Source organism: Neorhizobium vignae (genome assembly GCF_000732195.1).
Lineage (GTDB): Bacteria > Pseudomonadota > Alphaproteobacteria > Rhizobiales > Rhizobiaceae > Neorhizobium > Neorhizobium vignae.
In genome coordinates, this window is the sequence record NZ_JNNU01000013.1 from 106,301 (window position 1) to 118,497 (window position 12,197).

A 12,197-nucleotide genomic window follows, 5' to 3' on the forward strand; every position below is an offset into this window, starting at 1 on the left:
ATTTACAATACTGGATAAACATGCTCAAGTTAATAGCCGTCCCGGGGCATATCAGACCAAGCCATTGCGGCCGCATGACCGGGAGGGATCCCTCGCGGGCGGGTTGCGAGGATGTCGTTCGATGATTCCCCCAGACCTGGCATCAGTCTCGGCGATCTCTCGCCCAATCAACTTCTGGAACGTGAATATGGACAACGAAAGAACAAGCGCTCGCTCGAGACAGGCCCTTATCCGCTATCGGAATGCGGTCCTTCTGGGTTGCACGGCGCTTGTCGCCTTCACGCCGACCATTGTGCTTGGCCAGGAAAATGCGACCGCCGATACGACACTCGAACCGATCGTCATCCAGGGCAGCGGCGCCGGCCTCGATACCGACAACGATTCGAAGTCGATCGTCGCGACGAAGACGACCGGCGTTGGCAAGATGCCTGCTGATATCCTGGAAACGCCCGCTTCGGTCTCGGTCATCACGTCCAAGGAAGTCCGGGAACGCGGCGCGGACAGCGTGGAGCAGGTCGTGCAATATACCGCCGGCGTGGTTACGGACTATTACGGTTCGGACGATCGCTACGACTATTTCAAGATCCGCGGTTTCACGCCCTTTACATATCGAGACGGACTGGTCGTAGGTAGAACCTGGAGCGGAATTCGGGAAGAACCCTATGCCCTCGAGCGCATCGAGGTGCTGAGGGGCGCCAACTCCACGGGATTCGGGGTTTCCGATCCCGGCGGCTCGGTGAATTATGTCACCAAGCGGCCGAAAAGCGAGCGTTTCGGCGAGATCTATGGCACCGGCGGTTCCTTCAATCACAAGGAGGCCGGTTTCGACTTCGGCGACAACATCACCGAGGATGACACACTCTCATACCGCCTGACCGGCAAGTTGCAGCGGTCGGACGCCGAATACGACTATTCGCAGGATGACGAAAACTTCATCATGGGCGGCCTCACCTGGCGCCCCACGGCTGCGACAAGCCTTTCATTCGTCTTTGATCACCTCGACAAGGACGGCACGCCCAGCGGCGGCGGCCATCCGCGGGGTACGAATCTCGACAGGGATCGTTTCTTCGGCGAGCCGGACTACAACTACGATACGACGAACAGGAACACGTACAGTGTCATGCTCGACCACGATTTCGGGAATGGCCTGACCTTCAATTCCAACGCGCGCTACAGCAAGTCGGATACCGGATTCGGATACGCCTATATTTACGATACGTTGGGTGCTAACGACCCGGCCGATACCGTGGTGGACCGTATTTTCTTCGGCGGGAAGGGTTCAAACCAACAGTTCGTCATCGACGCGCATCTGCTCTATGAGGCGAGCTTCGATCAGGTGGAAAGTCGTACTCTGGTTGGAATCGATCACAACAAGATCAAAACCGACAACAAAAGCTATGCTTTGTATCCGCCGATCTGGAGTGGCACGGCGCCCGGCATCGACTGGCAGAGCCCAGTCCCTTCAGGTGTGCCCGGCTCCATTCCGCTCGTCACCAGCAGGACGAACGACCAGACAACAAAGGCCGTTTACGTCCAGCAGGACCTGATCTTCTTCGACAAGCTGACAGCAAGCGTCGGCCTTCGCAATGATTGGCTCGACCTGAGAGAAACAAACCGGATTGCGGGCACTACGGCGTCGGGTGACTACAGCGAACTCAGCAAACGCCTCGGCCTGAGTTACAAGATCACCGAAGAACTGGCGGCCTATGTCAGCTATGCCGAATCCGTTGCGCCGCCAACTACGGGCAACGAACCGACGGTTGGCAAGCAGTATGAAGCCGGGATCAAGTATCGGCCGGATGCCTTCCCTGCCCTGTTCACTGCCTCCATCTACGATCTGACGATGGAAAACATCACGACCTACGAACCTCCAACGTACCTGCCAGCGACGGTCGACAAGATCCGGCATCGCGGTATCGATCTCGAAGCCAAGGCGGAAGTCACCGACAACATCAACCTCATCGCATCCTATTCCTATATCGATTCAAATATCGTCGAGAACGGCGGCACCTATGATGGCAAGCGCTTCGCGCAGGTTCCGGAGCACCTGGCTTCGGTATGGGGCACTTACACGATAGAGGGCAATGGAAGCCGCGGCGATATGACGTTCGGTGTCGGTGCCCGCTATACGGGTTCGTATTATTTCGACAACGCAAATACCCGGAAGTCGGACGGAGCCATCGTCTTCGACGCCGCCTTCACCTACAAGATCCAGGAGAACACGACGTTCCAGCTTAACGCCAGCAATCTGTTCGACGAGAAGCATATCGCCAACGATGACGGCGGCGCTTATTACTACAATCCCGGCCGCGCAATCTATGCAACGCTGCGCCAGACCTGGTAGCGCACCTGTCATGCCCGGCAAACATACCGGGCATGACAGTTTCCTGGCCTAGTGGGTTTGTCGCATCCGGCGCCAGGCCGCAGGCGTATCGCCGGCAATCTGCCTGAACGCCTTCGTCAAATGTGCCTGGTCGGTGAAACCCAGCTGGGCCGCTATCTCGGCGACGGCCAGATCGCTTTCAACGAGCAGACTTTTCGCCAGGTCGATGCGCCTGGCGAGTTGCCACTGCAGCGGCGTTTTACCGGTGGTCTGTTTGAATACATTGGCAAACCAGCTCTCCGAGAGGCCGACGGTTGCAGCCATTTCGGCAACCGTCAGGCGGCTGTCGCTCAAGCCGTCGATTCGTGACACCAACTTGTTCATCTGTGCCTGGGTCAGCCTGCCATTGGCTTTTTCGGCTTCATGGTCGGGTATGTCGAGAAGACCAGCGACGATGCTGCCCACGAGGCTTTCGCCATAAACCGCGTGCCTTGACGGGCTGGATATCTCGTCGACCAGCAGACCCGCCAGCGTTTCGATGGCACCGACATCCTGAAGCTCCACAGGCCGGCGCACGGCGGCCAGAGCGGCGGAGGCCCCAACCGAGGGCGACAGGAACCGGAGCAACCGATCCCTATGCATATGCAGGTTGAGGTGCGAAAAGCGGTGCTTGGTTTCGCTGCTGGTCCACATCGGAACGCCGGCTGGCACATAGACGGCGCGGGTCATCGGACGGTAGTGCTGCGAGCCGTCTTGGTTCGACATGCGAATTCGAGACGATACGTCATTGAAGAAAATCATGATGCGCGGGTCGTCCGCCAAATAATAGCCGGTGGCGCCCGACTGGCTTTCCGCTTCCCAGAAGACGCTGACCAACCCGTCGAAACGACGCCACTTGACCGGAGCGACAACCTTTATACCCTCCGTATGCCAAGCCATGGAATGCCAATAACTCAACGCCGCAATCCTTCGCCATCTGCCATTAGAAACACCGAACCCGCCACGAGGCGTCGCGACCAGCTTGCTCAGGTGGCATCTATTAATATGATAATCACGGTCAGGTATATAAAGTCTCCAGACGGATAGTAAAGGTCCGCAAAGCCCGCGGCCTCGCGACGGCGGCACCTTCCTTCTTGACAAAGGGTGTATCCGACCTCCACCTCACCCGGTCATAGGGATAGATCTTTGCGAACCAGGTCAGTCGGCATCGGGGTCTGATCCAGCGCTTGATCCTCGTCACGATTATCATGGATACCCTTCCCGGTATTCAGGCCATGCGGGAGAAATTTTCGATGAACGTCCGACATCCACTTTTCGACCTGCACGGGCGCCATGCCGTCCTCACCGGCTCGAGCCGGGGCCTCGGCTTTGCGATGGCACGCGGACTTGCGTCCGCCGGAGCCCGGGTCACGCTGAACGGGCGCGACGAGGCGACGCTTTCCGCGGCCGTGAGCCAATTGAAGACGGAGGGGTACCAGGCCAGCGGGCTGGTCTGCGACATCACCAAGGCCGAAGAGACAGAGGCTGCGTTCGCAGGCCTCGACGGGGTCGATATCCTCGTCAACAATGCCGGCGTTCAGATCCGTGCGCCCTTCCTCGAGCATGGCACCGAAACCTGGCGGCGGATGTTCGACACCCATGTGATGGGCGCAGTGCTTCCCTCGCAAGCCGTGCTGCCCGGCATGATCGAACGCGGTGGCGGCAAGATCATCAACATATGCTCGCTGATGAGCGAGGTCGGCCGCAAGACCGTCGTGCCCTACACGACCATGAAGGGTGCACTGAAAATGCTGACCCGCGGCATGGCGACGGAGTTCGCCCGGCACAACATTCAGGTCAACGGCATCGGCCCTGGCTATTTCGCGACAGAGATGAACCGCGCGCTGATGGAGGATCCCACATTCGACGCCTTCGTGAAGAACCGCACGCCCGCCGCTCGTTGGGGCAAGCCGGAGGAACTTTCGGGTGCAGCGATCTTTCTGGCTTCTCCGGCATCGGATTTCGTCAACGGCCAAGTGCTCTACGTCGATGGCGGCATTCTGGCGGCTCTTTGAGCCGCCTCGCTTCCGCGATGTCTGGCCGGCATTGAACTTACCAGGCGCTAGTTGTTTGTGGGCTGGTAACCGAGCCCGGCGGAAGCGGTGAGCCCTGCCGTGCGCAGGAGGTCGACATATTCGGACTTCCGGCTTTCATCGAAGCGGAACATCGGAAAGGAAATCGACATCGCGGCGATCGGTTTTCCGAGATAGTTGAAGATCGGCGCCGCCATGCATCGCACCCCCGCCTCGCTCTCTTCCACCTCCTCGGCAAAACCACGACTGCGGGTCATCTGCAATTGGGCAAACAATTCCTGCGGATCGGTGATGGTGCGCGGCGCGAGCTTCGTCAGCTCCATCTTGCCGATCCGCTCCCGGATTTCGTCGTCGTCGCGCCATGCAAGAAGCGCCTTCCCAAGCGAGGTGCTGTGCAGCGGATTACGCAGCCCGAGCGTCGATTTCATCGAGAGACTGTAGGCGGAATCGTATTTGTGAATGTAGACGACCTTCTGGTCCCGATCATCGAGAATGCCGAGATTGACGGACTCGCCGGTCACCCGGGAGAGCTTTCCCATCGCCTGGTCCGCCACACGCAGCAGATCCGTCTGCTCGGTTAGCGATCGAGCGCCGAGGCTGAAAAGTTTCAGCGTCAGTCCGTATTTTTCCGTCTCCGCATCCTGCTCCACATAGCCGAGCTCAACCATGGTCTGCAGCAGCCGATGCGCCGTGGTCTTCGACGTCATGGCGCGTTGAGCGAGATCGGCGAGGCTCACCTTCTTCCCCTCGACCAAGGCCTCCATCACGGCGAAGACCTTTAGAACGGCGGCAACATTTTCGGTTTTTGGGTTCAGCTCTGACATAGCATGTTCTATTTTTTTCGAAATGATATTCTGGAATTTGCACAAAGCTGTGTCAAGATAAAGGATGGAGATGGGCACCTCTCTGCTTCACAATCAGAATGCACAGAAAAACCCGGTTGAAAAGCCGCAAGGAGTGTGATTTCCTAAAATCCGGAATAACGTTCCGAATATTTTTGGGAGGACGGCCGGCATGCATCCGCTGCTGCGGCAAAAGCAACACCTGATCCAGCGCAGCGACGTCTGTGGTCTCATCGATCGGCTGATCGACAACCTCGTCCATATCGAGGATCGCACCGGTGAGTTCCTCCTGCGCCTCGATGACGGCCGGGTGATCGACACCAAGGGCTGGGCGGGCTGGGAATGGACCCACGGCGTCGCGCTTTTCGGCCTTCTCAAATATTGGCAGCTGACCGGCAATCAGAAGGTGATGGACATCATCGTCGACTGGTTTGAAGCCCGGCTTGCTGAAGGTACCCCCACAAAGAACATCAACACGGTCGCACCGTTTCTGACGCTTGCCCATCTCTATGAACTCACCGGGGATGCTCGGTGGCGGCCCTACCTGGAAACATGGGCCGAATGGGTGATGCACGAGATGCCGCGTACCCGCGAAGGTGGGCTCCAGCATATCGTCTATAACAGCGTCAATGATCAGCAGATGTGGGACGACACGCTGATGATGAGCGTGCTGCCGCTTGCCAAAATCGGCCTCGTGCTCAAACGGCCGGAGTTCGTGGAAGAGGCGAAATACCAGTTCCTGGTCCACGCCCAATATCTCTGCGACACGCAGACCGGCCTCTGGTTCCACGGCTGGACGTTCGACGGCAATCATAATTTTGCCCGCGCGAGATGGGCACGCGGCAATAGCTGGATCACGATCGCCATTCCGGAATTCATCGAACTCCTGGATCTTACCGAAAGCGACCCCCTTCGCCGCCATCTCGTGTCCCTGCTCGGCCGGCAGGCAGCGGCGCTGAAACTCCACCAGCACCCATCGGGCCTGTGGCACACGCTGATCGATGATAGGTCGAGCTACCTGGAAGCCTCGGCGACCGCCGGCTTCGCCTATGGCCTGATGAAGGGCGTACGCAAGCGGTATCTGGGCACCGAGTATCTGGAAACAGCCGAGCAGGCCATGAAAGGCGTGATCGACAATATCAGCCCCGAGGGAGAGCTCCAGCAGGTCTCTTTCGGGACGGCGATGGGCAGCGATCTCGATTTCTACCGGCAGATCAAGCTGACATCCATGCCTTACGGGCAGGCGATGGCGATGCTCTGCCTAACCGAGCTTTTGCGCAGCTTCATCTAGAAAGCTGCGCCGAGGAAGAATGGGGCGTGTCCGGCAGGAGGAGCCGGCATGCGACAAGCCATCAACAACCGCATCCGGCGCCCGAGAGGCGATACGGGTTAGAAGGAGGAGGACGAAATGACCAAACTGACGAGACGAGCATTGTTGGGCACCATGGGAGCGACTGCCGCCGCTGCCGCACTTCCGGCCATGCCGGCGTTTGCTGCCGATCGCACCATCCGCCACTATTGGTGGGGCAATCCCGAGCGCGACAAGCGCACCTTTGCCGTCATCGACACATTCCAGAAGAAGAACGTCGGGATCGCGGTCTCCGGCGAAACGATCGGTTGGGGCGACTACTGGACTAAAATGGCGACCCAGACTGCAGGCCGGAACATGGCCGACCTCGTGCAGATGGACTACCGGTTCCTGTTCGAATACGTCAATCGCGGGGCGCTGAAGCCCCTCGACGAATTCGTCGGCAAGAGCCTGATGATCGCCGATTTCGACAAGGGGCCTCTTGACGGCGGCAAGGTCGATGGAAAGCTTTATGCTCTCAACATCGGCTCGAACAGCCAGGTCATGGTCCACAATACGCGCGCCTTCCAGGAGGCGGGTATCGATGCAGACCTGATCAACTGGACCTGGGACGACTTTGCCAAGGCGTGCGAAAAGATCACCGCCAAGTCCGGCGGCAAGATGAAGGGGTCGGACGATCTGTCCCTGATGATCGAGACCTTCGAATCCTGGGTGCGCCAGAACGGTCGGGAATTCTACAGCCCCGACGGCAAGGTCACCGCGACAGCCGGCGACGTCACCAGCTGGTGGCAGATGTGGGCCGATCTGCGCAAGGCGGGGGTTGTTCGCGACAAGAACAAGACCGTCATCCTCGATCCGCCGATCGCCGAGTCGGGTATTGCCGTCGGCGACACCGCCATGTCCCACTACTGGTCCAATCAGTTGGTCGGCATCCAGGCTGTGGCAAAGGACAAGATCGGCGCTGCCATGGTGCCCCACAAGGCGGGCGGCAAGCCTGGCCAGTTCATCAAGCCCTCGATGTTCCTGTCCCTCAGCCGAGACGCCAAGGATACGGCGGCCGCAATTGCCTACATGAACGCCTGGGTCAACGATCCTGAGATTACCGGCATTCTTGGTCTCGAACGCGGTATTCCTTGTTCGCCGAAAATCCGCGCAGCGCTGGCCCCGAAGCTCACGGAAGTCGAAAAGCTCTCCGTCGACTATTTCACGGCTATCCAGAGCAAGGTGGGCCCGCTGCCGGTACCCGCCCCCAAGGGAGCGGGAGAGGTACGAGACGCCTTCATGCGTATCGGCACCGATGTCGTGCTTGGCAAGGTGGAAGTCGCCAAAGCCGCCAGCACCTTCATCGAGGATGCCCAGGCAATCATCGAACGCGCCCAGTAATCGGCGCGGGAATATCAAGGCCCCGGCGGCGCCTGCCGCCGGGGCTTCTCTTCCGACAACAAGGTCGTTTCGATGAAACGTTTTTTTGCCCGCAATGCGCCGGCCTATGTGTTTCTTCTTCCATGGCTGATCGGATTTTTCCTGCTCGCCCTGGGGCCGATTCTTGCGTCGCTTTATCTTTCCTTCACCCGCTATGACATGGTGAGCGCGCCCCGATGGATCGGTTGGGGCAATTACGAATACATGTTCACGCGGGACCGGCGCTTCTGGAAAGCGCTGGAAGTGACGTTTACCTATGTCGCCCTGGCTGTGCCCGCCCGCCTGATCATGGCTCTCGGCGTCGCGATGCTGCTCGACAAGGGTCTGCGCACGATCGGCCTTTACCGCGCCATCTTCTATCTGCCGTCCCTGCTCGGCGCTTCCATTGCCATCGCCATCCTGTGGCGGCAGCTTTTCGCTGCCGATGGCGTCGTCAATCAGGTTCTGGCGATGGTGGGAATTCAGGGAGCCTCGTGGATCACCGATCCCGATACCTCACTTTATACGCTGGTGGTGCTGGCCATGTGGCAGTTCGGCTCGCCTATGCTGATCTTTCTGGCGGGCCTGCGCGGCATACCGCGCGATCTTTACGAGGCGGCGGAAATCGACGGGACGCCCGGCTGGCGGCAATTCACCCGCATCACCTTGCCGCTTCTTGCTCCGGTGATCTTCTTCAATCTGGTGCTGCAGACCATCGATTCCTTCAAGACCTTTTCCAGCGCCTTCATTATCTCCAACGGCACCGGCGCTCCGGCGGACAGCCTCCTGTTTTATACGGTCTACCTGTTCAACGAGGCCTTCAAATTCTTCCGCATGGGTTATGCATCGGCGCTTGCCTGGTTCCTGCTGGTCATCATAGCGACCTTTACCGCGATCGCTTTCTTCACTTCCAAATATTGGGTGCACTATGAAAACGAGCGCGACTGAGCTGGAGCTCGCAATCCAGATGGACGAGGCCGCGCGCGTAGCTCACCAGCTGCGGCTGAAGCGCGACAGACAAGACCGCAACGGCCGGATCCTGAAGCATATCTTCCTGATCATCGTGTCATGCGTCATGCTCTATCCGCTGTTCTGGCTGCTCGCTTCCTCCTTCAAGCCGGAAAACGAGATCTTCGGCAGCCTGACGCTCTGGCCTTCCGAGTTTCAGTTCGAGAACTACACGAAAGGCTGGTACGCCCTGCCGATTTCCTTCACGGTCTTCTACGTGAACTCGGCAATCGTCACAGGCCTGTCGGTGATCGGCAATCTGGTCTCCTGCTCGTTCGCGGCCTATGCCTTCGCACGGCTGAACTTCAACGGGCGCAGCTTCTTCTTCGCGCTGATGATGATGACCCTGATGATCCCCTATCACGTGGTTCTCATCCCTCAATATGTTCAGTTCCTGAATCTCGGCTGGGTCGACACCTATCTTCCTTTGGTGGTGCCGCGCTTCCTTGCCTCCGATGCCTTTTTCATCTTTCTGATGGTGCAGTTCTTTCGGCAGCTGCCCCGTGAGTTGGACGAAGCCGCCATGATCGACGGCTGTTCGCCCTTCAAGATCTATTGGGCAATCATATTGCCGCTTTCGCTGCCAGCCATGGGCACGGCGGCGATCTTTTCGCTGATCTGGGTTTGGGAGGATTTCCTCGCCCCGCTCATCTACCTCAACGACATCAAGAGCTACACCGTGCCACTGGCGCTTCGCCTCTTCCTTGATCAGGAAGGGCAGTCCGCCTACGGCCAGATGTTCGCGATGTCGGTTCTTTCACTGGTCCCGGTCGTCATCTTCTTCGTCCTGTTCCAGAAACTCATCGTGCGCGGCATCGCCACCTCCGGAATGAAATAGGGAACAAGACGCATGGCAGGATTGACGCTTCGAAACGTCGGCAAGCGCTATGGAGCGCTGTCCATCATCCAGGGGCTGAATCTGGACATCCACGACGGGGAGTTTCTTGTTCTCGTCGGCCCATCGGGCTGCGGAAAGTCGACGCTCCTGCGGATGATCGCGGGCCTCGAAGACATCACCGAAGGAACGATCTCGATCGGCGGCAAGGTCGTTAACGATTTGCCCGCTTCGAAGCGTGAGCTTTCCATGGTCTTTCAAAGCTACGCTCTCTATCCGCATATGAGCGTGCGAAAGAACCTGGCTTTCGGCCTTCAGAACTTCAAGGTATCGCGCTCCGAGGTGGAGCGGCGGGTGGCAGACGCCGCGCGTATCCTGCAGATCGAGCAGCTTATGGACCGCAAGCCGCGCCAGCTTTCGGGTGGCCAGAAGCAACGCGTCGCCATCGGCAGGTCGATCGTGCGCGAACCGCAGCTTTTCCTGTTCGACGAGCCGCTTTCCAATCTGGACGCGGAACTGCGCGTGCAGATGCGGGCGGAACTGGCTTCGCTCTACGCCCGCCTCGGCACCACCATGATCTATGTGACCCATGACCAGGTGGAAGCGATGACCATGGCAAGCCGGATCGTGGTCCTGCGGGGTGGCAAGATCGAGCAGCTCGGCACGCCCCAGGAACTCTACACGCGACCGCAAAACCTCTTCGTGGCGGGTTTCATCGGTTCTCCGAAGATCAACATGCTGCAGGCGAAAGCGACGCGCGAAGCGGGCAGGACCGTGGTATCGGTGGCCGGCATGCCCGATTTTGCGATCGCCGAGCTTCCGACCGACGATCAGGCCCTGACTTTATGCGTGCGGCCTTCGTCTCTACGCATCGGCAATGGCGATGTCACAGGCCAAGGCACGATCCGGCTGGTGGAATACCTTGGCAGCGAGACCCTGTTGCATATCACCCTGTCTTCAGGCCAGGTGCTGCTGGCCAGCGACAATGGACGGACGCCTTACCGAATGGGTGATCCGGTCGCCATCGGTTTCGACCTCTCCGACCTCCACTATTTCGATGGCGCAGGAAAACGCATCGAACCCACCCAGAAAGAAAGCCAAGCACAGTGAAGATCGCCATTGTTGGATGCGGTTCACGGCATCAGATGTTCCGCAATTCCGTTGTTGAAGATTATGCCGACAGACATGAGATTGTTGCACTCTGCGATAGCAACGCGCATCGTCTCGGCGAAGCGGCCCAAGCGGCCTCAAAGCCCGGAACGAACGGTGTCGCCACCTACCTCGCCGCCGATTTCGACCGGCTGATTGCGGAACAGAAGCCGGATACGGTCGTCGTCGCAACGCCTGATTTCCTGCATGCCGATTACATCGTTCGTGCCTTCGAGGCCGGCTGCGACGTCATCTGCGAAAAGCCGCTGACAATCGATCTCAGCCGTCTCAAGCAGATCGTCGATGCCCAGGCGCGCACCGGCCGAAAGGTCACCGTGACCTTCAACTACCGCTATTCGCCGGCACGCACCCAGATCAAGGAACTTATTTCATCGGGAGCGATCGGCACGGTAACGGCGGTCGATTTCCGCTGGCACCTCGACCGGGTTCACGGTGCAGATTATTTCCGCCGCTGGCACCGCCAAAAGGAGAATTCGGGCGGGCTCCTGGTCCACAAATCGACCCACCATTTCGATCTTCTCAATTGGTGGCTGGGAACCGCGCCGACGGAAGTCCTGGCCTCCGGCCGGCGCGTCTTTTATCGGCCGGAAACGGCGGTGGACCTTGGTCTCGCGGGCCGTGGGCCACGCTGCAGCGACTGTCCCGTGGCCCACAAGTGCGATTTCCGGCTCGACCTTGCAGCCGACGAAAACCTGCGCAAACTCTACGTGGAGGCTGAGCACGAAGACGGCTATTTCCGAGACCTTTGCGTATTCGATGAAGAGATCGGCATCGAGGATACGATGCAGGCGCATATCCGCTACGCCTCGGGCGTCACCGCCAATTACACCCTGACTGCCTATTCCCCCTGGGAAGGGCTGGAAATCAAGTTTCAGGGTACCAAGGGCGACATCACCCATCGCCATGTCGAGGTCCACGGGGTGTTCGGCGGTAAACGCGCCCATGCGGATGAAGATGCGATCACCACGGAACTTCACCTGGCCGGCGAGCCTCCCCGCCAGCTTGCCGTTCCGAAGGCAACAGGGGATCACGGCGGCGCGGATCCGGTCATGCTGGGGTATATCTTCGATCCGGAAAGCATGCAGCCCGACCCCTACGGCCGTGCCTCCGATCATGTCGCCGGCGCCTGGTCCATCCTGACCGGCATCGCCGCCAACGCTTCCATCGAAACGGGCTCGTTGGTCAACATACAATCGATGCTTCGCGCTCGCGGCATCCACCTGAACAGGTAGTTCCC

10 protein-coding genes are annotated in these 12,197 nt (G+C 59.1%); 8 read left to right on the forward strand and 2 right to left on the reverse strand.

Going from position 1 to position 12,197, the window contains the following annotated elements:
• Positions 1 to 187 precede the first annotated feature (187 nt).
• Positions 188 to 2,344 (forward strand): TonB-dependent siderophore receptor, encoded by a 2,157-nt coding sequence (locus tag GQ59_RS21820; protein WP_037084973.1) that lies wholly within the window; start codon positions 188 to 190, stop codon positions 2,342 to 2,344.
• A 48-nt stretch (positions 2,345 to 2,392) separates the two neighbouring features.
• Here GQ59_RS21820 and GQ59_RS21825 read toward each other — a convergent pair whose 3' ends face one another.
• On the reverse strand, positions 2,393 to 3,280 hold the full coding sequence (locus GQ59_RS21825) for a helix-turn-helix domain-containing protein (RefSeq protein ID WP_174459631.1): 888 nt from the start codon (positions 3,278 to 3,280) through the stop codon (positions 2,393 to 2,395).
• 335 nt (positions 3,281 to 3,615) lie between these two features.
• Between GQ59_RS21825 and GQ59_RS21835 the strand changes: the two genes are divergently transcribed.
• Entirely contained in the window at positions 3,616 to 4,377 is a 762-nt protein-coding gene (locus GQ59_RS21835) for an SDR family oxidoreductase (protein ID WP_037085144.1), read from the forward strand.
• Between the two features lie 47 nt (positions 4,378 to 4,424).
• Here the strand turns inward: GQ59_RS21835 and kdgR are convergent, their stop codons facing one another.
• On the reverse strand, positions 4,425 to 5,219 hold the full coding sequence (kdgR, locus tag GQ59_RS21840; RefSeq protein ID WP_037084980.1) for a DNA-binding transcriptional regulator KdgR: 795 nt from the start codon (positions 5,217 to 5,219) through the stop codon (positions 4,425 to 4,427).
• Between the two features lie 190 nt (positions 5,220 to 5,409).
• Here kdgR and bglB point away from each other — a divergent pair, with 190 nt between their 5' ends.
• From bglB to GQ59_RS21870, 6 genes are all read left to right on the forward strand, one after another.
• A complete protein-coding gene (bglB, locus tag GQ59_RS21845) occupies positions 5,410 to 6,528 on the forward strand; it encodes a beta-galactosidase BglB (protein ID WP_037084983.1) in 1,119 nt (372 codons plus the stop codon).
• 117 nt (positions 6,529 to 6,645) lie between these two features.
• A complete protein-coding gene (locus GQ59_RS21850; protein WP_037084985.1) occupies positions 6,646 to 7,929 on the forward strand; it encodes an ABC transporter substrate-binding protein in 1,284 nt (427 codons plus the stop codon).
• Between the two features lie 72 nt (positions 7,930 to 8,001).
• The gene (locus GQ59_RS21855) at positions 8,002 to 8,895 is read left to right on the forward strand and encodes a carbohydrate ABC transporter permease (RefSeq protein ID WP_037084987.1); all 894 of its coding nucleotides are present in this window, start codon (positions 8,002 to 8,004) and stop codon (positions 8,893 to 8,895) included.
• A complete protein-coding gene (locus GQ59_RS21860) occupies positions 8,876 to 9,793 on the forward strand; it encodes a carbohydrate ABC transporter permease (protein ID WP_037084989.1) in 918 nt (305 codons plus the stop codon). Before GQ59_RS21855 ends, GQ59_RS21860 begins: the two co-directional genes overlap by 20 nt.
• A gap of 12 nt (positions 9,794 to 9,805) precedes the next feature.
• The gene (locus tag GQ59_RS21865) at positions 9,806 to 10,900 is read left to right on the forward strand and encodes an ABC transporter ATP-binding protein (RefSeq protein ID WP_037084991.1); all 1,095 of its coding nucleotides are present in this window, start codon (positions 9,806 to 9,808) and stop codon (positions 10,898 to 10,900) included.
• Between the two features lie 35 nt (positions 10,901 to 10,935).
• Entirely contained in the window at positions 10,936 to 12,192 is a 1,257-nt protein-coding gene (locus tag GQ59_RS21870; RefSeq protein WP_244448025.1) for a Gfo/Idh/MocA family protein, read from the forward strand.
• Positions 12,193 to 12,197 lie beyond the last annotated feature (5 nt).

Excerpts from the sequence above, each read along its gene's own strand:
- GQ59_RS21865 (WP_037084991.1), top strand. The coding sequence starts at position 9,806 with ATGGCAGGATTGACGCTTCGAAACGTCGGCAAGCGCTATGGAGCGCTG.
- GQ59_RS21860 (WP_037084989.1), top strand. The coding sequence starts at position 8,876 with ATGAAAACGAGCGCGACTGAGCTGGAGCTCGCAATCCAGATGGACGAG.
- GQ59_RS21835 (WP_037085144.1), top strand. The coding sequence starts at position 3,616 with ATGAACGTCCGACATCCACTTTTCGACCTGCACGGGCGCCATGCCGTC.
- GQ59_RS21855 (WP_037084987.1), top strand. The coding sequence starts at position 8,002 with ATGAAACGTTTTTTTGCCCGCAATGCGCCGGCCTATGTGTTTCTTCTT.
- kdgR (WP_037084980.1), bottom strand. The coding sequence starts at position 5,219 with ATGTCAGAGCTGAACCCAAAAACCGAAAATGTTGCCGCCGTTCTAAAG.
- GQ59_RS21850 (WP_037084985.1), top strand. The coding sequence starts at position 6,646 with ATGACCAAACTGACGAGACGAGCATTGTTGGGCACCATGGGAGCGACT.
- GQ59_RS21820 (WP_037084973.1), top strand. The coding sequence starts at position 188 with ATGGACAACGAAAGAACAAGCGCTCGCTCGAGACAGGCCCTTATCCGC.
- GQ59_RS21870 (WP_244448025.1), top strand. The coding sequence starts at position 10,936 with ATGTTCCGCAATTCCGTTGTTGAAGATTATGCCGACAGACATGAGATT.
- bglB (WP_037084983.1), top strand. The coding sequence starts at position 5,410 with ATGCATCCGCTGCTGCGGCAAAAGCAACACCTGATCCAGCGCAGCGAC.